This is a genomic window from Caldimonas brevitalea (assembly GCF_001017435.1).
Lineage (GTDB): Bacteria > Pseudomonadota > Gammaproteobacteria > Burkholderiales > Burkholderiaceae_C > Caldimonas > Caldimonas brevitalea.
The window spans coordinates 1,409,831-1,431,549 of sequence record NZ_CP011371.1 but is presented as its reverse complement, the minus strand read 5'-3'; the positions used below and the strand labels follow the sequence as shown (position 1 = coordinate 1,431,549).

Here is a 21,719-nt window from a genome sequence, read left to right as displayed (position 1 = left end):
GCGGCATGTGGTGCCCGCTCAAGCCGTCAGAATCCACCCCTCCAGCGGGTCCGCATCCAGGGGCTTGCCCCAGTTCGCGCGAGTCGCTCCCCAGGCCGCCTGCAGCAAACACAGCACGGCGTCGAGCTGGTCGGCCATCGGGTCGGCTACCAGCAGGTCGCGTTGGGCGTGGCTGAGCCGCAGGCGCACGCCCAGCCGTGTGCGGCCCTGCTCCAGCGCCTCGACCAGGTCCTTGCGCGCGATCAGGCGTTCAGGCGTCTGCTTGGCCTTCTCGTCGCTCTTGTAGCTGCGGGTGCCGATCACCTCACGTGCCAGCAGGCCGGGGTAGCCTTCGAGCGCCACCCGGTTTCGGTCGCCCTCGTGCAAACCGGGCAGGTGCACACCGGCGCGCAGCAGCAGTGGCACCCCGGCGTGCAGCATGTAGGCCACCGGCGGATTGACCCATTTCATCGACGGTGACGACCCTGCCGGCGCGTCGCAGGCGCGGTGTGCGAACTTCTGGCCCACCGGGCGGGCGGCGCAAAACGCGGCGAAGGTGTCACGGATGGTCTCGCGGCTCAGCGCGCTGTAGTGCTCGATCAAGGCATGCCATTGGGTCGGCCAGCCCAGCTGCTCGACCAGTTCGCGCGGCAGGCCGAACGGGAAATCGAAGGCGCCGACCCAGGCCCCGGGCGTCGCGAGCCAGGCCTCGAAAGCGGCGTCGCTCGCAAAGCTGTGCAAGGCCTGGAGTTGCACCGCCGCGCCCCGCAGTTCGCCCACCGCGAGCGTGATGGGCTTGCGCGGGCTCGGCCGGCTGGTGAAATCGACGCCGACCACCTGGACGGGCATGGCGGCTGCAGGAGAAGACAACATGGGCTGGCGACAATGGAGCAGATATGCAACAACCGGGTGGTCGGAGACCCGCCTGGCGCCACGCGACAGCCCCTGTGTGAGGTGCTGCCGTTGCAGGGTGACGACGAGACCGAGAGTGGCTCGATTGTGGAATCAATCGGCATGTCGGCCCGTCCCGCACTCTTGCAAAATCGGCTCCAGCACCTCGTGTTCCACCCCCTGCCTTACCGCTGTCGTCCGTCGTGAACCTGCCGCCCCCCTCCGCTTCCCCACCACCCGTCGCAACCAAGCGCTGGCGTCGTCCGGCGCTCGTCACGCTGGCCGTCGTGCTGGTGCTGACGGTCGCCGCCGCCGTCGGCTTCCGGCTCGCGGTGCAGGAGCTGAAAGCCCAGGTGCAAACGGCCCTCGGGCCACGCAGCGAAGTGGGCAGCCTGAACGTCACCTGGGCCGGTGTCGAAGCCCTGGACGTGCGCGTGCGGGCGCAACGCGACGGCCGCACGCCTTGGCCGGCGCAAGACGAGTTGCGTGCCGATCGGGTGCTGGTGGTGCCGGAGCTGCGCGCCTTGCTGAGCGCCGAGGTGCGGGTGCGGCGTGTCGTCGTCGACGGCGGCTACGTGTCGATGCTGCGCACGCGCGACGGCCGGTTGCGGGTGCTGCCGGCGCTGACCGAACGCCCAACCGCCGGCAAGCCGACGCGGGCCTCGGCAATGCGCAAGGTTTCGACACGCGCAACGCTGCCGGCGCCACCCGCGTCCACGCCCGCGGCGCTCGACGAACGCCTGCCGGTCCACCTCGGCGAGATCCTGCTGCGCGGCGCCGTGGTCGAGTTCTTCGACGCCTCGGTGCGCCGGCCCGCCTTGAAGCTGCGCTTGGAAGCGCTCGATGCCCAGGTCGGCCCGCTCGACCTGCCGCGGCTCGACACTCCGACCCGCATCGACCTGCAAGGCCAGCTCAAAGGTGCCCACCGCGATGGGCGGGTGAGCGTGCGGGGCGACATCACCATCGCGACCCGCGATGCCCACCTGGCGGCCGATTTCGCCGGTGTCGACCTGGTGCCGCTGCAGCCCTATTTGATCAAGGTGGCCGATGCCGGCGTGCGCCGCGGCACGCTCGACCTGAAGCTGGAGGCGACGGTGCGCCAGCAGCAGCTGCGCGCCCCCGGCCATCTGACCCTGACCGGGCTCGAGCTGGACAGCGGCAGCGGCCTGCTCGCCCTGTTGGCCGGCGTGCCGCGCGACGCGGTGCTGGCGGCGCTGCGCAAGAACGACCGGCTGGCGGTGGACTTCACGCTGCAGGGCCGCCTCGACGACCCCGACTTCTCGCTCAACGAAGACCTGGCGACGCAGGTGGCGGCGGGACTGGCCGAAGCGCTCGGCCTCAGCGTCGGCGGCATGGTGGAGGGGATGGGCAGCGTGCTCAAGGGCCTGTTCGGGCAGTGAACACGCCGCGGCGTGGCGGCCGTCGCGACGTCAGGGGCGGCAGACGATGGACGCGGTGGCGATCAACTCTTCGAGCAGCGCCACCGACGCCAGGCCCGAGACCGCGTACGGGTCGAGCACCGGCCGCTCCGAATATTTCAGCAGCAGCGAGGGGTTGATCTTGGCCAGGTTGACCTGGCCCATGGTCCAGCCGGCGAAACGCCGCTCGCAGATCTCTTCGTAGTGCAACACCGTCACGTCGCGGTGTCGCGCGTCGCAGGTGATCTCGTTGTAGAGCTTGTTGACCGCCTCGCGGCTGCCCTCGAGCACCTGCATGTAGATGTCGGCCCCGTAGCAGAGGATGCCGGTGATGCCGAGCGCCGGATTGCGGCTGCGCGACTCGCTCAGGATGGACTCGATCAACTCATGCGTGACGGCCTCGGCGGCACGGCTCGCATACAACAAACGGATCAGCATGGCGAGGCTCCGAAGCTCATCAGCTCTTGCGGTGGTTCATCAGGGACAAGAATTCGCGCCGCAGCGTCGGGTCCTTCAGGAACGAACCGCGCATGACGCTGTTGACCATCTTCGAGTCCATGTCCTTGACGCCGCGCCACTGCATGCAGAAATGGTCGGCTTCCATCACGATCGCCAGGCCGTCGGGCTGCATCATGTCCTGCAGCAGGTCGGCCACCTGGGTCACGGCCTCTTCCTGGATCTGCGGGCGGCTCATGATCCATTCCGCCAGGCGCGCGTACTTCGACAGGCCGATCAGGTTGGAATGCTCGTTGGGCATCACGCCGATCCACAGCTTGCCGATGATGGGGCAGAAATGGTGCGAGCACGCACTGCGGACGGTGACCGGGCCGACGATCATCAGCTCGCTGAGCCGTTCGACGTTGGGGAACTCGGTGACCGGCGGAATCGGCACGTAGCGGCCCTTGAACACTTCCTGCAAATACATCTTGGCGACGCGGCGGGCGGTGTCCTGGGTGTTGTGGTCGCTTTCGGTGTCGATCACCAGGCTTTCGAGCACGCCGCGCATTTTCGATTGCACTTCGTCGAGCAAGGCGTCGAGCTCGCCGGGCTCGATGTAGTCGGCGATGTTGTCGTTGGCATGGAAGCGCCGTTGTGCCGCTTTCAGGCGCTCGCGGATGCGCACCGAGACGGGCACGCCTTCGTCGTCGTCGGCGCTGGCGGGCGCGGTGGGGACGGGGGACAGGGCACTCATGGGACAAGATGCAACGGGTGGGAAACTGTCAGATGCTAGCAGGCGTCGCCGTTCCGCGACCGGGCCGGCGCAATCGCCCCGTCGCCGCGGCGGCCGCTCGGTCAGCCGCCAGGCAATGCGAGCAGCGCTTCCAGCGTTTGCAGCGTGTCGGCCTCGTGCAGCGGCTTGTCGTCGCGCAAGCGCAGCATGCGGGGAAAGCGCACCGCGATACCGCTCTTGTGGCGGCTGCTGCGGTTGATGCCCTCGAAGCCGAGTTCGAACACCAGGCTGGGCTTGAGGCTGCGGACCGGGCCGAATTTCTCGAGCGTGGTGCGGCGGATCACGGCGTCGACGCGCCGGAACTCCTCGTCGGTGAGGCCGGAATAGGCCTTGGCGAACGGCACCAACTGCAAGGCCCCGGGCATCGGCGGCTCGCGCCGCTCGATCGCGTCGAGCACCTGCTGCGCTTCGGCGGCGTCGGCCGGCGCGCGGCTCCAGACGGCGAAGGTGTAGTCGGTGTAGAGGCTGGCGCGGCGGCCGTGCCCGCGCTGTGCGTAGATCAGCACCGCGTCGACGCTCATCGGGTCGATCTTCCACTTCCACCAGGTGCCGTCGGCCTTGGTGCGGCCCACGCCGTAGGCCGCGTCGCGATGCTTCAACATGAAACCTTCGACACCACGCTCGCGCGACTGCTCGCGCAGCGCCGCCAGCTCGGCCCAGTCGGCCGCCTCGACCACGGGTGACACGGGCACCGGCAGCGTCTGCAGCAGCGCGCGCCGCTCGTGCTGCGGCCGGCCGCGCCAGTCCTCGCCCTGCCATTCCAGCAGGTCATAGGCCATGAAGCTGACCGGCGCGTCGGCCAGCACCTTCTTGGTCAGCGTCTTGCGGCCGATGCGCTGCTGCAGCAAGGCGAACGGCGCCGGCCGCCCGTCTTTCCAGACCAGCACCTCACCGTCGAGCACAGTGCCGTCGGGCAGGCCCTGGGCCAGGGCGACCACCTCGGGGAAGCGGTCGGTCACCAGCTCTTCGCCGCGCGACCACAGCCACACCTGCCCGCCACGCTTGATCAGCTGGCCGCGGATGCCGTCGTACTTCCATTCGACCAGCCAGTCCGACGGTGCCCCCAACCGCGGCGCGAATTCATCCAGCGCCAGATCGACCTGGTGGGCGAGGAAAAACGGATAGGGGTGGCCGCCTTCGGCCCGGCCATCGGCGTCGGCCGACAACAAGGCGGCATAACGTGTCGCATCGGGCATCGCCTTGCCTTCGGCCACCATGGTGGTGAAGCCCATCATGCGCTGCGCCACCACCTTGGGGTCGAGGCCGGCGAACTCGGCCAGCGCGCGGGTCACCAACAGGCGTGACACGCCGACCCGGAAGCCGCCGCCGATCAGCTTGGCAAGCAGGAAGCGGCCGGCCCAGTCGAGTTCGTCCCAATAGGCGCGGATGCGCACCGCCTGTTCGGCCGGGTCGAGCCCGCGCAAGGGCAGCAGCCGCTGCTCGACCCACTCGGCCAGGCCGGTGCACGTCTGCCCGCGCGGCGGCGGCAGCACATGCGCAATCGTTTCGGCCAGGTCGCCCACCGCCTGGTAGCACTCCTCGAACAGCCAGTCGTCGATGCCCGCGGTCTCGCAGGCCAGCACGCGCAACTGCCGGCTCGGCAGCACCTGCCGCGGCCGGCCGCCCGACAGGAAGTACACCGCCCAGGCCGCATCGGCCGGCGCGGCCTGCTCGAAATAGCGGCGCAGCGCGGCAACCTTGTCGAGCGTGCGCGTCGAGGCGTCGAGCTCGGTGTAGAGGCGGGCGAAGGCTTCCATCGGCAGCAACAGCAACAGCAGTGGCGGCGCTCAACGCAGGTCGAGCACGTCGATCACCGGCGGGTTCAGAAAGCGCAGCGGCAGCTTCACCTCGCCCAGCCCGCAGGTGACGAAGGTGGGCACCGGCGCGAAGGTGTGCAGCCCGCGGTCGAAGGGGTGGATGGTGGAAATCATCGGCCGGTACAGGCCCGGAATGCGCACCTGCCCGCAATGGGTGTGGCCGGCCAGGGCCAGCAGCGCCGAGCCGGGCCGCAGTTGCATGGCCGAGTCGGGGTTGTGCATCAACACCAGCCGCGGTTTGTCGGCCGGCGCCTGCCGCAGGCCGATGGGCTGGTCCTTGTGCGCGGTCCAGTCGCCCAGCCCGACCACGATGAAGCGGCCCGCGTCGAGATAACGGCCTTCCACCGGCTGCACGCCGTGCCGGATCAACGCGTCGCGCAGCTGCTTCGCGAGCGGCGGCCCCGGCATGCTCTCGTCATGGTTGCCGGGCACCGAATAGGTGGGGTGGCGCAGCCGGGCCAGCGGCGCCAGCAGCTCGTCGAGCGGCCGGTCGGGCGAATTGGTGTGGTCACCGGCGATCAGCACCGCGTCCACGTCGAGCTGGTTGAGGCGGTCGACCACCCGCTCCAGGTAGCCCCGGCCCTTGTAGACGCCGAGGTGGTAGTCGGCGATCAGCGCCACCTTGATCGGGGCACCGAGCCCCAGCCTCGTTTCCCGGACGGTGAGCAGTTGGGGCTCGATGAAGCGGGCGTCGATGAACAAGCCGGCGAGCACCACCACGACCAGCGCCTTGGTGCGCCGCCACGCACCGGGCCGCTGCCAGCGTCGCCTGGCCCACCACAGCAGCGCCAGCGCGAAGGGAAGGCTGCCCCAGTACAGCAGCAGCATCAAAAACCACGTGACCGTGGCCGGCCCATAGACGGGAAACATTCAGGCTCCGAGAGAGAAAAGCGAAGGCGGACACGGCGTCATTCCGCCAGATCGGGTGGCAGCAAACGTTCTTTCAGCGCTTCGAAACGCGGATCGCGGTCGCTGTAGGCCTGCCGCATCTGCTCGATGTCGGAGGCCCGCCAGCGGGCGACGCAGGCTTGCAATTCGCGCCGATGGTAATCGGCGAGGTTGCGGTCGGTGTGAAGCACGATCTCGGCCACCAGCGACCAGTCGACCGCCTCGGCCGCGAGCCAGACGCGGTCCGGCACCGGCACGTGCTGCACCAGTTGCACCAGCGCCGCCCGGGCGTCGGGCGAGGCGATCGCCGCCATCGACGGCCAGCGCGGCAGCACCGGGTTGCCCGGCTGCACCGGCTCCCAGAGGGCGACCAGGAAATGCGCCGGATAGGTCTCGATGACGTTGTCGTGCTCCAGCTGGCCGGCGGCGAACGCCGGCCGTATCGCCCCGACCCAGTAGCCGGGCTCATAGGTGGAACTCAGGCGGCGGGTGGCTTGGACAAAGGCAGCAGCGGTCATTCGGTAACCTCCGTGCTACGCACTGCGGTGCGAGCCCCTTCGGGCGGCCGTGCGGTGCTCATCTCGGGCGGTCCTCCTCGGCGGTATCGGGTGGGGCATCGGCCCCCTCGGCTGGCGTCTCGGCCGGCGGTGTCTCGTCGAGCGCTTCGTCGCCGTATTCGGTGTGGAAGGAGCCGGCCTGCCACCCGTGATCCTGCAGCCAGCGCACCATCACGGCCTCGTAGCCGTGCGTGACGATGACACGCTCGGCACCGGTGGCGGTGATGGCCGACATCAGGCCCGGCCAGTCGGCATGATCGGACAACACGAAACCGCGGTCGACCCCGCGTCGCCGGCGGGCCCCGCGCAGCCGCATCCAGCCGCTGGCGAAAGCGTCGCTCGCGTCGGCGAAGCGCCGCGCCCAGACACTGTTCTGCACACTCGGCGGCGCCAGCACCAGGGCTTGCTTGAAGTCGGCCTTGTCGGCCACCTCGCTGACCAGGCGTGTGGACGGCAAGGGCACGCCGGCCTCGCGGTACGCCCGGTTCAGCGGCTCGACGGCGCCGTGCACGACGATCGGCCCGATGCTCACATCGACGCCGGACAGGATGCGTTGCGCCTTGCCGAAGCTGTAGCCCATCAGCAAGCTGGGCCGGCCCGCTGCGGCATTGGTGCGCCACCAGGCGTTGATCTCGTCGAACAGCTGCTGTTGCGGCTCCCACCGGTAGATCGGCAGGCCGAAGGTGGACTCCGTGATGAAACAATCGCAGCGCACGGGCTCGAACGGGGCACAGGTCGCGTCGGCCTCGACCTTGTAATCGCCCGACGCCACCCACACCCGCCCGGCGTGCTCGACCCGCACCTGGGCCGAGCCCAGCACATGCCCCGCGGGGTGCAGCGACACGCGCACCCCCTGGTGCTCCACCGCCTCGCCGTATGCCAGCGTCTGCAGCGTGATGTCGCCGAGCCGGGCCCGCAGCACACCTTCGGCCGGCGCTGCCGCCAGGTAGTGGCCATGGCCGACGCGGGCGTGGTCGGCGTGAGCGTGCGTGATGACGGCGCGGTGGACCGGCCGCCAGGGGTCGATGTAGAAGTCCCCCGGTGGGCAATACAGCCCTTCGGGCCGCTCGACGATCAGGTCCGAAGCGGTCTCCATGGCGTTCAGTACCGTCCGGTGGCACCGGCCACGCGCAAGTAGACGTGGGCGCACCAGGCGACCAGGCCGCGGCGCACCCGGCTCCACCAGGTCGGCACGCCCAGCTCTGGCCGCGTCACCTCGTGCGCTGCCGCGAAGGCGGTTTCGAGTTCCTGGCCCAGCTGCTCGACGAAACCGCGGTCGCGCACCACCACGTTGGCCTCCAGGTTCAACAGCAGCGACAAGGGGTCGATGTTGGAACTGCCCACGGTCGCCCACTCGTCGTCGACCACGGCCACCTTGGCATGCAGGAATGCGGGCATGTACTCGAAGACCCGCACGCCATGGGCCAGCAGTTCGTCGTACAGCACGCGGGCGGCGAGGCCGGCGATGCGGTAGTCGAGCTTGCCTTGCAACAGCAAACGCACCTGCACGCCGCGCCGCGCCGCCAGCCGCAACGCGCGGCGGAACGCCCGGCCGGGGTAGAAATACGGCGACACCAGTTCGACCCGCTGGCGCGCCCGCAGGATGGCTTCGACATACGAGCGTTCGATGGTGCGGCGCTGGCGCAGGTTGTCGCGCACCACGAAGGCCACCCGCTGCGGTCGCGGCTCGGCCGCTGCAGGGCCCAGGTCGGCCCAGCGGGTGGTTTGCAGCCGTCGCATCAGTCGCTTGAGGCGCGCCAGCCGATGGGGGCTGCGAGCGAGGGTGGCCAGCTCGTCGCGCCAGTCGCGCCCGAGGTGGGCCCGCGTCCACATCGCGCGCACCGTCTGCTCGATCGGCATCACCGTCGGCCCCTGCACCTCAACCGCATAGTCCAGCCGCGGCGCCTCCGACCAGCCGTGGCGCAGGTCGAGCAGGTCGTTGATGATGTTGATGCCACCGACGAAGCCGCGCTGGCCGTCCACCACGCACAGCTTCTGGTGCAGCCGGCGCAACTGGCCGGGGCGCAGCCAGCTCCACCACCCCTTGATGGGCCGGAACACCACCACCCTGACGCCGGCATCGCGCATCCTGGGCAGCAGCTTGGGCAGCGTGGCATACGAGCCGAAACCGTCGATGATCACGCGCACCCGCACGCCGCGTTGCGCCGCCGCGCACAAGGCGTCGGCAACGGCGATCGCCGCCGGGTCGTCATGGAAGATGTAGGTCGCCAGCCAGATCTCGTGCCGCGCCCGCGCCATCGCGTCGCACATCGCCGGAAACAGCGCCGCGCCGCCGCGCAGCAGCCGCACCGTGTTGCCGCCGAGGAAGTGCGCCTTGGGCTGGGCATACCAGCCGAACGGCCCTCCCACGGGCAGCTTGCCCTGTGGCGGGTCGGAGTCGGAACGGACGGCCACGGCGCTCAGCCCCGGCTCAACCCGGCCTCGGCGGGACGGGCGCAGCCCGGCTTGCGGCGGCAACGTGGACGTTCCACGGTCAGTGAGCCAGCTCGAGTTCGGCCACCAACGGCAGGTGGTCGGACATGCGCGCCCAATTGGTGCCGCGCGGCACGAAGGTCGAGCGGCAACGCAGCTGGCGCAGGTAGATGCGGTCGAGCGAAAACACCGGCACGCGCGACGGAAAGGTCAGCGGCCGCTTGCCGCTGGGCGCCACCGCCCGGCTCAGGCCGCACTCGCCCATCGGCCCGTCGAGCTTTTCGCCCCAGTCGTTGAAGTCGCCCGCGACGATCAGCGGCGCATCCGGCGGCACCGAGGCCTCGATGAAGGCCGCCAAACGTTCGACCTGGCGCACGCGGCTGGCGTGGATGAGCCCGAAATGCGCGACGATGGCGTGCAGTTCGACGCCTTGCCACGCCACCGGCACATGCAGCAGGCCGCGCTGCTCGAAACGATGGTCGGAGACGTCGTGGTGCCCGATGTCGCCGATGGGCCAGCGCGACAGCAAGGCGTTGCCATGCTCGCCGCCGCGTGTCACCGCGTTGGTGCGGTAGGCCACCGCATAACCCTCGGGTGCGAGGAAATCGGCTTGCGGCAGCGTCGGCCAGCCGAAAGAACTGCGCTGGAAGCGGCGCGCCTCCAGGTGATGGAAGCTGCGCACCTCCTGCAGGAAGACCAGATCGGCGTCGAGGGCCTCGACGCCCAGGCCGAGGTTGTGGATTTCCAGCCGTCGGTTGGGCCCCATGCCCCGCACACCCTTGTGGATGTTGTAGGTCGCGACCCGCAGCAGGCTGGCGTCGCTGGAGGCACCGGTGGTGTCGCCCGAGGGCAGCAGTGTGGAATTGAGCGGATTGGTGGTCATGCGGCGCCCTCCTCGCCCCGCGGTGGGGCTTCGGTGTTCGGCGGCGCTGTCACCACCGCTGCGGCTCCGAGGAAGCGCGGCAGCTGCAGCACGGCTTCGGCATTCGAAGGCGAGAAGCAGCGGTCCGCCGCCTCGCGCCAGGGCAGCCAAACGCAACGCAAATGCTCGCGCGGCGCCAGCCGGATCGGCAGCTCCCGCGGGACCTGCAAGCCGAACACACTTTCGGTGTTGTGGGTGACGCCGGGGCCGTAGCGATGACGCCACACCGGATAGATCTCGTAGACGTTCTGCAGGCCCCAGTCGCGCAGCTGCGTGAGCGGAACCTCGGCTGCCGCCGGGTCGGGCGGCGCCCCGGCGTCGACGACGCGGATGCCGGTCTCTTCCTCGACCTCACGCCGCGCCGTGAGCAGCGGCGGCTCGTCGGGATGGTCCTTGGAGCCGGTGACGCTCTGCCAGAAGCCGGGCCGGTCGGCCCGCTCGAGCAGCAGCACCTGCAGGTCGGCCGTGTGGATCACGACCAAGACGGATTCGGGAATCTTGTATGGGCGGGCGCTCACCTTCTGGTCCTGCACGCGTACACCGGCACGCCGAGGCATTGTGGCGCAGTTGCGGGGCCCCGGCCGTCAGAACAAGACCGACGCGCCGGGCAGGCGTGCCGCCGGTCGCACGGCCACCGTCGGCAGCGGCCACGAAAAAGGGCGGCACGAGGCCGCCCTTGTGGGTGCGCGCCGGAGCGCCGCGATCAGGCCGCGCCCTGCACCTGCGGGTTGTTGCGCAGCTTGATGTGCAGTTCGCGCAGCTGCTTCTCGTCGACCAGGCTCGGCGCATGCGTGAGCAGGCACTGGGCACGCTGGGTCTTGGGGAAAGCGATGACGTCGCGGATCGACTCGGCCTTGGTCATCAACGTGACCAGGCGGTCGAGGCCGAAGGCCAGGCCGCCGTGCGGCGGCGCGCCGTACTGCAGCGCGTCGAGCAGGAAGCCGAACTTGGCCTGGGCCTCCTCGGGGCCGATCTTGAGCGCGCTGAACACCTTGCTCTGCACGTCGGCACGGTGGATCCGCACCGACCCGCCGCCCAGCTCCCAGCCGTTGAGCACCATGTCGTAGGCCTTGGCGATGCACTGGTCGGGGGCCGTGTCCATCAGATCTTCATGACCGTCCTTGGGGGCGGTGAAGGGATGGTGCACCGCATTCCAGCGCTGCTCGTCCTCGTCGTACTCGAACATCGGGAAGTCGACCACCCACAGCGGTGCCCAGCGGTCTTCGAACAAGCCGTTCTTGCGGCCGAACTCGCTGTGCCCGATCTTCACGCGCAGCGCGCCGAGCGCGTCGTTGACCACCTTGGCCTTGTCGGCGCCGAAGAAGATCAGGTCGCCGTTTTGCGCGCCGGTGCGCTCGAGCACGTGCTTGAGCGCCTGGTCGTGCAGGTTCTTCACGATCGGCGACTGCAGCCCGTCGCGGCCCTTGGCGATGTCGTTGACCTTGATCCACGCCAGGCCCTTGGCACCGTAGATCTTGACGAACTCGGTGTAGCCGTCGATCTCGCCGCGGCTCATCTCGCCGCCGGCCGGCACGCGCAGCGCGGCCACCCGGCCGCCCTTCATCGTCGCCGGGCCCGAGAAGACCTTGAACTCGACATCGGCCATCACGTCGGTCAGCTCGGTGAACTCGAGCATGACGCGCAAATCGGGCTTGTCGGAGCCGTACAACCGCATCGCGTCGCCGTAGGTCATCACCGGGTACTGGCCCAGGTCGACGTTCATCACGGTCTGGAACACGTGCCGGATCATGCCCTCGAACATGTCGCGGATTTCCTGCTCGGTCAGGAACGACGTTTCGATATCGATCTGGGTGAATTCGGGCTGGCGGTCGGCGCGCAGGTCTTCGTCGCGGAAGCACTTGGTGATCTGGTAGTACCGGTCGAAGCCCGCCACCATCAGCAACTGCTTGAACAACTGCGGCGACTGCGGCAGCGCGAAGAAATGGCCGTCGTGCACACGGCTGGGCACCAGGTAGTCGCGCGCGCCTTCGGGCGTGCTCTTGGTGAGCATCGGCGTTTCGATGTCGACGAAACCATGGTTGTCGAGGAACTTGCGCACCTCCATCGCGACCCGGTAGCGCAGCATCAAATTCTTCTGCATGTACGGGCGGCGCAGGTCGAGCACGCGGTGGGTCAACCGGGTGGTCTCCGACAGGTTTTCGTCGTCGAGCTGGAACGGCGGCGTGACGCTGGGGTTGAGCACCTCCAGCTCATGGCACAGCACTTCGACCTTGCCGCTGGTCAGGTTGGCGTTTTCGGTGCCCTGGGGGCGCGGGCGCACCTTGCCGACCACCTTCAGGCAGAACTCGTTGCGCACGCCTTCGGCGGTCTTGAAGGTTTCGGCGCGATCGGGATCGCACACGATCTGCACCAGCCCTTCGCGGTCGCGCAGGTCGATGAAGATCACGCCGCCGTGGTCGCGGCGGCGGTGGGCCCAACCCATCAGGGTCACGGTCTGGCCCATCAGCGCTTCGCTGACGAGACCGGCATATGTTGTTCTCATCGAATCACTCCAAGAGTCTGGTTCGGGCCGCGGCGAGCAGTGGCGCGATGGCGGCGGCCGGGGTTCTGTAGGGCGCTGGCGGGCTGTGTCGCAAGCCCTGCGGGTCGAGCGGGAGCCGGCCGCTCAACCCTGCGGATTTCGGGGCAGTTCGACGAGCGGCCGGGCGTCGCTGTCGAGGATGGCGGGCGGTGCGACCACCCCCATCGAGATGGTGTATTTGAGCGCCTCGTCGACGCTCATTTTCAGCTCGATCACGTCCGCCCTCGGCAGCATCAGGAAGAAGCCCGAGGTGGGATTGGGCGTGGTCGGCACGTAGACGCTGAGGTAGTCGCGCGGATTCAGGTGCTGGGCCACCTCGCCGCCGGGCTGGCCGGTGACGAAAGCGATGGTCCACGAGCCCTGGCGCGGGTACTGGATCAGCACCGCTTCGCGGAAGGCGTTGCCGCTGCTCGAAAACAGCGTGTCCGAGACCTGCTTGACGCTCGAGTAGATGCTTTTGACGATCGGGATCTTCGACAGCAGCCGCTCCCACTGGGTGAGCCACCACTGACCGAAGATGTTGGCGACGAACACGCCGGTCATCAGCATGCCGCCGGTGACCAGCAGCACGCCGAGGCCGGGCACGTCGCGCAAGCGGCCGAGCGCGGCACCGACGCTGGCCGGCGCGACGGCCTGGACCGCCGACACCAGCCAGGCGAACACGCCGTCGAACAGGCCGATGACCCACAACAGGACCCAGATCGTGATGGCCAGCGGCAACCAGACCAGTAAACCGGTGATGAAGTATTTCTTCACGAACTTCCAGTCGACGTCGCGCAGGCGGTCATGGCCGGCGTCAATGGCAGGCGCACGACGTGCCGCAACCGCCTGACGACGACGACGTGCCGCCGCTGTCAGACGAGGCGGACGAAGAGGCCGAGGCAGTGCCGGCAGAAGCGCCGGCGGCAGCGGTACCCGCGGCGGCGGATTCGCCCCCGCCTGCCGGTTTGGCGCTGGCGGCGGCACCGGAGGACGATCCGTTGTTGCGGAAGTCGGTCACGTACCAACCGGAGCCCTTGAGCTGGAAGCCGGCGGCGGTGAGCTGCTTCTTGAACGTGCCCGCATGACATTGCGGACATTCGGTCAGCAACGGATCGGAAATTTTCTGGAGCACGTCCTGCGCATGGCCGCACGACTCGCAGCGGTACGCGTAGATCGGCATGGCTAACTCCTTGATGCGAAAGCGGAAATTATAAGTTGAGCCGGGCGCCGGCCGGCGCCCCCTGGGCGCGCACCCCGCCACACTTCCGGCGGCGGCGTGCGGGTGGACGGCGTCAGGCCTGCTCGACGCCCACCACCCGATGATGGGAGCCGTGGCGATTTTTCAAGACCTGGGGCGCGAGCGACCCCACCACCTGGCCCACGGCGGCCATCAGCACACCGGCCAACTGGGGCGGGAAGGTTTCGCCGGCCGGCAGGTTGAGCAGCGCGACCCAGGTGCCGATGCCCAGCGCGATCGACAGCGCCGCGCCTTGTGTCGTGGCGCGCTGCCAGTAGAGGCCGGCGACGAGCGGCACGAAGGCACCGACCAGCGTCACCTGGTAGGCGCCCGACACCATTTCATAGATGGAGGTGCCCTGCGAGTAGATGGCGTAGAGCAGGACGCAAACGCTGAACAGCAGCACCGCGATGCGCATCGTCAGCAGCTCCGCCTTGTCGCTGCGCTTGGGGACGAACTGGCGCCAGATGTTCTCGACGAAGGTGACCGACGGCGCCAGCAAGGTGGCGGACGCGGTCGACTTGAGGGCCGACAGCAGCGCGCCGAAGAACAGCACCTGCATCACGAAAGGCATGTGCTCGAGCACCAGGGTCGGCAGGATCTTCTGCGGATCGTCGGTCAGCAGCGTCTGGGCCTGCTCGGGCATGATGATCAGCGCGCTGGTGACGAGGAACATCGGCACGAAGGCAAACAGGATGTAGCAGATGCCGCCGATCACCGGGCCGCGCGTCGCGGCCTGCACATTGTTGGCCGACATCACGCGCTGGAACACGTCCTGCTGCGGAATCGAGCCCAGCATCATCGTGATGGCCGCGGCGATGAACGCGAGGATGTCGGTCATGCTCGGCTCGGGCCAGAACTTGAACATGTCCTTGCTGACCGCCAGATCGATCACCTTGTCGGCGCCACCGGCCATGTTGCCGGCGAACACGGCGAGCACGAACAGGCCCACCACCAGGATGATCATCTGGATGAAGTCGGTCACCGCGACCGACCACATACCGCCGAACAGCGTGTAGGCCAGGATGGACACGGTGCCGATGACCATGCCGAGCGGAATGCCGATGACACCGGCCGACAGCAGGTTGAACACCAGCCCGAGCGCGGTGACCTGGGCCGACACCCAGCCGAGGTAGCTGAGGATGATGATGAAGGAGCAGACGATCTCGATGCCGCGGCCATACCGCTCGCGGTAGTAGTCGCTGATCGTCAGCAGCGTCATCTTGTAGAGCTTGGCCGCGAAGAAAAGGCCCACCAGGATCAAGCAGGTGCCGGCGCCGAACGGGTCTTCCACCACGCTGCCCAGGCCGCCCTGCACGAACTTGGCCGGAATCCCCAGCACGGTTTCCGAGCCGAACCAGGTGGCGAAGGTGGTGGTGACGATCATCACCAGCGGCAGATGGCGGCCGGCAATCGCGAAATCGGCGGTGTTCTTGACACGCTTGGCTGCCCACAGGCCGATGGCGATCGTGCCGAGCAGATACAGGATGACGAGGGCGAGCAGCATGACGGGGACCTCAGACAGTCGGGCAGGCGACGTAATCAAATGCGACTGGGGCGCGATTATCCCTGGAACGCCCCCGGTGCCAAGAGGGCGGCGGCCGAAGGGGCGCCGACAGCCGGCCGGCGGCCGCCGGCGGCCTCGCGCCGCGGCCCTGCCCGCGGCAGGCGCCGGCTACCAGGCGGCCAGCGCCGGCATCACCTGGGCTGCGACCAGCCCTAGCAAGAAACCCGCCCCGCCGATCAGCGCAGCGATCAGCAAACGATTGGTGCGGCGCTGCTCGGCCAGCAGCAGCTCGAGTTCGCGCCGCTCGCCCTGGGGGGTCGCCGACAGCGAATGGTGCAGCAGCCGCGGCAGCTCGGGTAACAGCTTGGCATAGCGCGGCGCCTCGTTTTTCAGCCGTTCCCACAGGCCGCGCCAGCCGATCTGCTCGTTCATCCAGCGCTCGAGAAAGGGCTGCGCAGTGCTCCACAGGTCGAGATCGGGGTCGAGCTGGCGGCCCAGGCCCTCGACGTTGAGCAAGGTCTTTTGCAGCAGCACCAGCTGGGGCTGGATCTCGACGTTGAAGCGCCGCGAGGTCTGGAACAGCCGCAGCAGCACCTGGCCGAGCGAGATGTCCTTCAGCGGCTTGTCGAAATGGGGCTCGCAGCAGGCCCGGATGGCGGCTTCCAACTCGTCGATGCGGGTGCCCGGCGGCACCCAGCCGCTTTCCAGGTGCAACTCGGCCACCCGTTTGTAGTTGCGCCGGAAGAACGCGATGAAGTTCTGGGCCAGGTAGTCTTTGTCGTACTCGGTGAGCGTGCCGATGATGCCGAAGTCGAGCGCGATGTAGCGCCCGAAACTCGCCTCGTCCAGGCTGACCAGGATGTTCCCGGGGTGCATGTCGGCATGGAAAAAGCCGTCGCGGAACACCTGGGTGAAGAAGATGGTGACGCCGTCGCGCGCCAGCTTCTTGATGTCGACGCCGGCGTCGCGCAGGCGCTGTACCTGGCTGATCGGCACGCCGTTCATGCGCTGCATCACGATCACCTGCTCGGTGCACAGGTCCCAGATCATCTCCGGCACGATGACCAGGTTCAGCCCCGCCATGTTGCGCCGCAGCTGGGCGGCGTTGGCGGCCTCGCGCACCAGGTCGAGCTCGTCGTGCAAGTATTTGTCGAACTCCGCCACCACCTCACGCGGGCGCAAACGTTTGCCGTCGGCCGACACCCGCTCGACCCAGTTGGCGAGCGTGCGCAGCAGCGCCAGGTCTTCGTTGATCACCCGCAGCATGCCCGGCCGCAGCACCTTGACCGCCACCTCGCGACCGTCGAGCAGGACCGCGAAATGCACCTGGGCGATCGACGCGCTGGCCACCGGCGTGCGCTCGAAACTGGCGAACACGGCGTCCAGCGGGCGGCCGAAGGCCTGCTCGACCATCGCGACGGCCATCGCGGCGGGGAACGGCGGCACGTTGTCCTGCAGGCGCGCCAGCTCGTCGGCGATGTCGGGCGGCAGCAAGTCGCGGCGGGTGGACAGCACCTGCCCGAACTTGACGAAGATGGGGCCCAGCCGTTCCAGCGCCAGCCGCAGCCGCACGCCCCGCGGCGCCTCGAGGCGGCGCCCGAACGTGACGACGCGCAACAGCAGCCGCACCGACGGGTGGCGCAGCCCCTGCAGGGCCACTTCGTCCACGCCGTAGCGCAGCAGGGTCAGCGCGATGAACCAGAGCCGGAACAGCCTTTTCATGAGGGACGCCGGGCGGAAGCGTCCGTGTCGGCGTCCCCTCGCCCTGGCACCCAGCGTGCCAGCGTCCCCAGCGCCTGGCGCACCGCGCCCGACGTGGCGCGGATCACCCGGGCCGCCTGGTGCGCGACGACCGGGCCCACCACCCGGGCCAGGTCGTCTTCGTAGTCCCAGCGCAGGTTGTCCATCAACCAGCCGACGTCGGTGGCCAGCTGCGAATCGCCGCGGATCGAGACCGACGGCCGGCGGCCGGTGAGCAAGGATTCGACCAGACGCCCGGGTTGCGACAGGTCGATGCCGAGGTGCAGGTCGCCCTCGGTGCCGGCCGGCGCGTCGACAACCTCGAGCAAGCCGGCCGGGGTGATACGAAACGCAAGAAATTCAGGCCAATGCAACAGCGGGGACACCCCCTGGAGGCTCACGTGAAGTGTTCTTGCAGCATGTGGAATGAGCCGCTGCGTTGCCTGCGGTTCAGAGGCAAGGACGTGGTTCAGTGCCAGGGTCAGGCGTTCGACCAGCGCGGGGCCGAAATGGCTTGAAAGTTGTTGCAGCATCCAACGATTGTAGGGACAGGCCCTGCGATACCCGTGAGTGGGTGGCGAAAATGTCACCCGGCTCTGCGAGAATCCGATGTCGCCTGCGCAGCGGCCGATCGGCCATGGTGCCCCGCCATTGCGGTGGCCCGAACATTGCGAGGCATGTGCGTGCAGCTCGGGAGGTTGTGCGTGCTTCAGGGCAGTACGTGGACTCCACGGGCTCGACAGGGTGGACGGGCAGTTCCATGTTTGAAGACCGAACGTATACAAGAACCTTCTATAACGCGCCGCAGTCCGTCACGTCCTTCGTGGCGGCCTTTCTGGAGCCTGCGATCACGGTGGCCTGCTTTTTGGCCATCATGTGGTACTACCACGAGCCGGTGGACGGCGCGGCGATGACGCTGTGCCTGCTCGTGTTCGCCCTGTCGTTTCCGGGCCGCAACCGCTTCAAGGACGCCAATCTGACCGCGGTGGTCGATGTCGCCACGTCTTGGGTGAGCCTGCTGGCCATCCTGGCGTTGTGCGGCTACGCCACGCGCAGCCTCGACCAGTTCGACCAGAAGGTGCTGGTGGCCTGGGCGGTGCTGACGCCGCTGATCCAGTTCGGCGCCGTCGTCGCCGGCCGCGAGATCGTCAAGATGAGCGCCCGCAAGCCCGAGGCGCGCCGCTCGGCCATCGTCGTGGGCGCCGGCCCGCTGGGCATGAAGGTGTCGAAGGCGCTCGAAGGGCATGAGGGCTTCGGCATCGACTTCATGGGCTTCTTCGATGACCGGACCGATGCACGCGTGCACCAGGACGCCTCCGACAAGCTGATCGGCCGGCTCAACGAAGTGTCCGCCTACGTCGCCCGGCACGGCGTGCGCGAGGTCTACATCACCCTGCCGCTGACCTCTCAGCCCCGCATCAAGGATTTGCTCGAGTCGCTGCAGGAAACCACCGCCTCGCTGTTCTTCGTGCCCGACGTGTTCGGCATCAGCATCATCCAGGGCCGGCTGCAGGACGTGAACGGCGTGCCGGTGGTCGGCATCCTCGAGACGCCCTTCACCGGCACCAATGCGATGGTCAAGCGCATCAGCGACATCGTGCTGGCGCTGATCATCCTGATCCTGATCTCGCCGATCCTGCTGATGCTGGCGATCGGCGTGAAGCTCAGTTCGCCCGGCCCGGTGATCTTCCGGCAGAAGCGCAACGGGCTCGACGGCGAAGAGATCACCGTCTACAAGTTCCGCTCGATGCGCACGATGGACAACGGCCCGGTGGTCAAGCAGGCCACCAAGGGCGATCCGCGCATCACCAAGTTCGGCGCCTTCATCCGCAAGACCTCGCTCGACGAGCTGCCCCAGTTCTTCAATGTGCTGCAGGGGCGCATGAGCATCGTCGGGCCACGTCCGCATGCCGTGGCGCACAACGAGCAGTACCGCAAGATGATCAAGGCCTACATGGTGCGCCACAAGGTCAAGCCGGGCATCACCGGCTGGGCCCAGGTGAACGGGCACCGCGGCGAGACCGACACGATCGAGAAGATGGAAGCCCGGGTCGAATACGACCTGGAGTACCTGCGCAACTGGTCGCTCGGACTCGACCTGCTCATCATCGCCCGGACAGCGCGCCTGATGTTCTTCGACCGCCACGCCTATTGAGAACGGCTCCCTGAGTCCCGCCCTCGGGCCCCTTGTGCGGCATGGCGCCGCACGCTCCCCAAAAATCATCCCCAAAGAAACAGGAGAGATTTGCATGTCCCATCTGCCCGTGCGTCGCCTTCCGGCGCTGCAACTGACCGTCGCGGCTGCATCCGTGCTCGTGGCCTTTGGTGCCTCTGCGGATCCCAACCCCTATTACCTGAGGGCGAAGCAGGCGTTCACCCGCGAGTCCAACGTCTATCGCAACGTCGAGAGCGCGGAAAAGAGCGACACCTCGTCGGCCAGCACGCTGAGCGTCGGTCTGGACCAGCCGATCGGCCGCCAGCGCCTGCTGGCGGATGCGTATGTGAAGCACACGAACTACCACGACGAATCGCACCTGGACAACACCGGTTACGGCCTCAACGTGCGCGCCGCCCTCGAAACCGTCAACCGCCTCTCCGGCGGGCTGAACTACAGCACATCGCGGGGGCTGGCCAGCTTCGAGTCGGGCACCGCCACCTCCCGCGTCACCGAGAAAAACATGGTGAGCCAGCAGATGCTGGGCGGGCAGGCCCGTCTTGGCATGGCGTCGTTGTGGGTGCTGGAGACCGGCTACACCTGGCGTGAACAGGAATACAGCGCGCAGGCCTTCCAGCCGCAGGAGCAAGAGTCCCACATGTTCAATGTGGGCGCCCGTTATCGGCCCACCGACCTGATCAGCTTCGGCGTCGCCGTGCGCCATACCGATGGACGCATCCCCAACTTCCGCCCGGGCGTGGAAGACAAATACGATCGCGACGATCTCGACTTCACCGTCAGCTGGCGTCCCAACGGCCTCAGCAACTTCGATGCACGTCTGAGTCGCACCCGCACCGACCACGAGCTCGTCGACGCGCGCGACTTCAAGGGCTTCACCGGCTCGCTCGCCTACCGCTATCGCCCCACCGGCAAGCTCAGCTTCAACGCGGCCTTCGTGCGGGAGACCGACGACGAGACCGGCGCGTTCACGATTCCCGGCCTGCCGGAAGAATTCGGCGACGCGCAGCTCCCGGTACAGAACACCACGCAGATCAATTCCTATCGTTTCGGGATCGGCTACCAGGCCACCGCCAAGATTCGCCTCAACCTGGGCCTGCGGCAGTCCCGGCGCAAGCTCGAGGAGTCGTTCCCCACGGGGCAAAGCGGCCGCGACCGCACCAACGTTGCGGGCCTGGGCCTCGACTACAACATCTCGCGCAACTGGCTGGCCGGCTGCAACTACAACTGGGAAAAGCGTCGCGTGAGCAGCGACAACCGCAACTTCAGCTTCCCCTACAAGGCCGAGTCCGTCGGCTGCATGGCGCAGTTCGCCTTGCAATAGACGGCAGCACGGCCGCGACAAGAAAGAAAGAGAGGCATCATGCCCACCATTCTGCTGACGGGAGCGACCGGCTATATCGCCTCCCATACCTGGCTGGCCCTGCAAGAGGCCGGCTTCGACGTCGTGGGCGTCGACGACTTCTCGAACAGCTCACCGGAGGTGCTGGTGCGCCTGCAGGAGCTGGGCGGGAAGGCGCCGGTCTTCCACCGCCTCGACGTCGGCGATCCGGCCGCGTTGCAAACGGTGTTCGAACAGCACCGCATCGACGCCGTGGTGCACTTCGCCGCGTTCAAGGCGGTGGGCGAGTCGACCCGCAAGCCGCTCGCCTATTACGGCAACAACCTCGGCAGCCTGATCAACGTCTGCAAGACCATGCAGCAGCACGGTGTGCAGCGGTTGGTGTTCAGCTCGTCGGCCACCGTCTACGGCAAGCCGGAGCGGCTGCCGATCCGCGAAGACTCGCCGCTGTCGACCACCAATCCTTATGGCGCGACCAAGCTGATGAGCGAGCAGATCCTGCGCGATCTCGAGCAGTCGGACGCCGCGTGGCACATCGCCTGTCTGCGCTATTTCAACCCCGTGGGCGCGCACCCGAGCGGCCGCATCGGCGAAGACCCGCAAGGCATACCCAACAACCTGATGCCCTACGTGGCGCAGGTGGCCGTGGGCCAGCGCGACCGACTGCAGGTGTTCGGCAAGGACTACGACACACCTGACGGCACCGGCGTGCGCGACTATATCCATGTGATGGACCTCGCCGAAGGCCACGTCGCCGCCCTCCGCTACCTGTTCGAGCAGCGTCGCTCGGTCACGGTCAACCTTGGCACCGGCCAGGGCTACAGCGTGCTCGACGTGGTGCGCGCCTACGAACGCGCCAGCGGCCGTCCGGTGCCCTACGAGATCGTCGCACGCCGGCCCGGCGACATCGACGCGTGTTATGCCGACCCGGCGCTGGCCCGATCCCTGCTCGGCTGGCAAGCCCAGCGCGACCTCGACGCGATGTGCGCCGACTCGTGGCGCTGGCAGAGCCAGAACCCGACCGGCTTCCGCACGCCCGGCGCCGCCGCCTGAAGGTCCT

At 68.0% G+C, this 21,719-nt stretch carries 20 protein-coding genes; 4 read left to right on the top strand and 16 right to left on the bottom strand.

What is annotated here, in order from left to right; genetic code table 11:
* Positions 1-18 precede the first annotated feature (18 nt).
* On the bottom strand, positions 19-828 hold the full coding sequence (locus tag AAW51_RS06290) for a DUF429 domain-containing protein (protein WP_238947777.1): 810 nt from the start codon (positions 826-828) through the stop codon (positions 19-21).
* 245 nt (positions 829-1,073) lie between these two features.
* Here AAW51_RS06290 and AAW51_RS06280 point away from each other — a divergent pair, with 245 nt between their 5' ends.
* Positions 1,074-2,270 (top strand): DUF748 domain-containing protein, encoded by a 1,197-nt coding sequence (locus AAW51_RS06280; RefSeq protein WP_238947776.1) that lies wholly within the window; start codon positions 1,074-1,076, stop codon positions 2,268-2,270.
* Positions 2,271-2,300: 30 nt separating this feature from the next.
* Here the strand turns inward: AAW51_RS06280 and AAW51_RS06275 are convergent, their stop codons facing one another.
* The 15 genes from AAW51_RS06275 to AAW51_RS28960 form a co-directional block, all read right to left on the bottom strand.
* The gene (locus AAW51_RS06275) at positions 2,301-2,726 is read right to left on the bottom strand and encodes a BLUF domain-containing protein (RefSeq protein ID WP_047193923.1); all 426 of its coding nucleotides are present in this window, start codon (positions 2,724-2,726) and stop codon (positions 2,301-2,303) included.
* A 19-nt stretch (positions 2,727-2,745) separates the two neighbouring features.
* Positions 2,746-3,480, bottom strand: a complete 735-nt coding sequence (gene folE / locus AAW51_RS06270) for a GTP cyclohydrolase I (protein WP_047193922.1) — start codon at positions 3,478-3,480, stop codon at positions 2,746-2,748.
* Positions 3,481-3,581: 101 nt separating this feature from the next.
* Positions 3,582-5,276 carry an ATP-dependent DNA ligase gene (locus AAW51_RS06265; protein ID WP_047197481.1) on the bottom strand — a complete coding sequence of 565 codons (1,695 nt, stop codon included), beginning with the start codon at positions 5,274-5,276 and terminating at the stop codon, positions 3,582-3,584.
* A 30-nt stretch (positions 5,277-5,306) separates the two neighbouring features.
* A complete protein-coding gene (locus AAW51_RS06260) occupies positions 5,307-6,206 on the bottom strand; it encodes a metallophosphoesterase (protein WP_053013376.1) in 900 nt (299 codons plus the stop codon).
* Positions 6,207-6,244: 38 nt separating this feature from the next.
* A complete protein-coding gene (locus tag AAW51_RS06255; RefSeq protein ID WP_047193921.1) occupies positions 6,245-6,742 on the bottom strand; it encodes a hypothetical protein in 498 nt (165 codons plus the stop codon).
* Between the two features lie 58 nt (positions 6,743-6,800).
* Positions 6,801-7,877 carry a ligase-associated DNA damage response exonuclease gene (locus AAW51_RS06250; RefSeq protein WP_047193920.1) on the bottom strand — a complete coding sequence of 359 codons (1,077 nt, stop codon included), beginning with the start codon at positions 7,875-7,877 and terminating at the stop codon, positions 6,801-6,803.
* A 5-nt stretch (positions 7,878-7,882) separates the two neighbouring features.
* Positions 7,883-9,196: a cardiolipin synthase ClsB gene (gene clsB / locus AAW51_RS06245; RefSeq protein WP_335337666.1), complete on the bottom strand. Its 1,314-nt coding sequence runs from the start codon at positions 9,194-9,196 to the stop codon at positions 7,883-7,885.
* Positions 9,197-9,275: 79 nt separating this feature from the next.
* Entirely contained in the window at positions 9,276-10,097 is an 822-nt protein-coding gene (locus AAW51_RS06240; RefSeq protein WP_083438117.1) for an endonuclease/exonuclease/phosphatase family protein, read from the bottom strand.
* Positions 10,094-10,654 (bottom strand): dihydroneopterin triphosphate diphosphatase, encoded by a 561-nt coding sequence (nudB, locus tag AAW51_RS06235; protein ID WP_238947775.1) that lies wholly within the window; start codon positions 10,652-10,654, stop codon positions 10,094-10,096. The genes AAW51_RS06240 and nudB overlap by 4 nt, the downstream gene beginning before the upstream one ends.
* A 185-nt stretch (positions 10,655-10,839) precedes the next feature.
* Complete coding sequence (gene aspS, locus AAW51_RS06230) at positions 10,840-12,639, bottom strand: aspartate--tRNA ligase (protein WP_047193919.1); 1,800 nt, start codon at positions 12,637-12,639, stop codon at positions 10,840-10,842.
* A 123-nt stretch (positions 12,640-12,762) separates the two neighbouring features.
* On the bottom strand, positions 12,763-13,434 hold the full coding sequence (locus AAW51_RS06225) for a DUF502 domain-containing protein (protein ID WP_047193918.1): 672 nt from the start codon (positions 13,432-13,434) through the stop codon (positions 12,763-12,765).
* Between the two features lie 40 nt (positions 13,435-13,474).
* Positions 13,475-13,840 carry an FmdB family zinc ribbon protein gene (locus AAW51_RS06220; protein WP_047193917.1) on the bottom strand — a complete coding sequence of 122 codons (366 nt, stop codon included), beginning with the start codon at positions 13,838-13,840 and terminating at the stop codon, positions 13,475-13,477.
* Between the two features lie 112 nt (positions 13,841-13,952).
* Positions 13,953-15,404 (bottom strand): high affinity choline transporter 1, encoded by a 1,452-nt coding sequence (locus AAW51_RS06215; protein ID WP_047193916.1) that lies wholly within the window; start codon positions 15,402-15,404, stop codon positions 13,953-13,955.
* A gap of 168 nt (positions 15,405-15,572) precedes the next feature.
* A complete protein-coding gene (gene ubiB / locus AAW51_RS06210; RefSeq protein WP_047193915.1) occupies positions 15,573-17,126 on the bottom strand; it encodes a ubiquinone biosynthesis regulatory protein kinase UbiB in 1,554 nt (517 codons plus the stop codon).
* Positions 17,123-17,545 carry a hypothetical protein gene (locus AAW51_RS28960; protein ID WP_238947774.1) on the bottom strand — a complete coding sequence of 141 codons (423 nt, stop codon included), beginning with the start codon at positions 17,543-17,545 and terminating at the stop codon, positions 17,123-17,125. The genes ubiB and AAW51_RS28960 overlap by 4 nt, the downstream gene beginning before the upstream one ends.
* Positions 17,546-17,904: 359 nt before the next feature.
* Between AAW51_RS28960 and AAW51_RS06200 the strand changes: the two genes are divergently transcribed.
* The 3 genes from AAW51_RS06200 to galE all read left to right on the top strand — a co-directional run bounded on the left by AAW51_RS06200 (position 17,905) and on the right by galE (position 21,712).
* Positions 17,905-19,299 carry an undecaprenyl-phosphate glucose phosphotransferase gene (locus AAW51_RS06200; RefSeq protein ID WP_083438115.1) on the top strand — a complete coding sequence of 465 codons (1,395 nt, stop codon included), beginning with the start codon at positions 17,905-17,907 and terminating at the stop codon, positions 19,297-19,299.
* A 94-nt stretch (positions 19,300-19,393) separates the two neighbouring features.
* Entirely contained in the window at positions 19,394-20,641 is a 1,248-nt protein-coding gene (locus tag AAW51_RS06195; protein ID WP_047193912.1) for a porin family protein, read from the top strand.
* A gap of 39 nt (positions 20,642-20,680) precedes the next feature.
* Positions 20,681-21,712 (top strand): UDP-glucose 4-epimerase GalE, encoded by a 1,032-nt coding sequence (galE, locus tag AAW51_RS06190; protein ID WP_047193911.1) that lies wholly within the window; start codon positions 20,681-20,683, stop codon positions 21,710-21,712.
* The last annotated feature ends 7 nt before the right edge of the window (positions 21,713-21,719 follow it).

Bases quoted from the DNA above. Each gene is read 5' to 3' on its own strand.
- AAW51_RS06290 (WP_238947777.1), bottom strand. From the start codon at position 828: ATGCCCGTCCAGGTGGTCGGCGTCGATTTCACCAGCCGGCCGAGCCCG.
- AAW51_RS06275 (WP_047193923.1), bottom strand. From the start codon at position 2,726: ATGCTGATCCGTTTGTTGTATGCGAGCCGTGCCGCCGAGGCCGTCACG.
- folE (WP_047193922.1), bottom strand. From the start codon at position 3,480: ATGAGTGCCCTGTCCCCCGTCCCCACCGCGCCCGCCAGCGCCGACGAC.
- AAW51_RS06265 (WP_047197481.1), bottom strand. From the start codon at position 5,276: ATGGAAGCCTTCGCCCGCCTCTACACCGAGCTCGACGCCTCGACGCGC.
- AAW51_RS06260 (WP_053013376.1), bottom strand. From the start codon at position 6,206: ATGTTTCCCGTCTATGGGCCGGCCACGGTCACGTGGTTTTTGATGCTG.
- AAW51_RS06255 (WP_047193921.1), bottom strand. From the start codon at position 6,742: ATGACCGCTGCTGCCTTTGTCCAAGCCACCCGCCGCCTGAGTTCCACC.
- AAW51_RS06250 (WP_047193920.1), bottom strand. From the start codon at position 7,877: ATGGAGACCGCTTCGGACCTGATCGTCGAGCGGCCCGAAGGGCTGTAT.
- AAW51_RS06240 (WP_083438117.1), bottom strand. From the start codon at position 10,097: ATGACCACCAATCCGCTCAATTCCACACTGCTGCCCTCGGGCGACACC.
- aspS (WP_047193919.1), bottom strand. From the start codon at position 12,639: ATGAGAACAACATATGCCGGTCTCGTCAGCGAAGCGCTGATGGGCCAG.
- AAW51_RS06220 (WP_047193917.1), bottom strand. From the start codon at position 13,840: ATGCCGATCTACGCGTACCGCTGCGAGTCGTGCGGCCATGCGCAGGAC.
- AAW51_RS06215 (WP_047193916.1), bottom strand. From the start codon at position 15,404: ATGCTGCTCGCCCTCGTCATCCTGTATCTGCTCGGCACGATCGCCATC.
- ubiB (WP_047193915.1), bottom strand. From the start codon at position 17,126: ATGAAAAGGCTGTTCCGGCTCTGGTTCATCGCGCTGACCCTGCTGCGC.
- AAW51_RS06200 (WP_083438115.1), top strand. From the start codon at position 17,905: ATGTTTGAAGACCGAACGTATACAAGAACCTTCTATAACGCGCCGCAG.
- AAW51_RS06195 (WP_047193912.1), top strand. From the start codon at position 19,394: ATGTCCCATCTGCCCGTGCGTCGCCTTCCGGCGCTGCAACTGACCGTC.
- galE (WP_047193911.1), top strand. From the start codon at position 20,681: ATGCCCACCATTCTGCTGACGGGAGCGACCGGCTATATCGCCTCCCAT.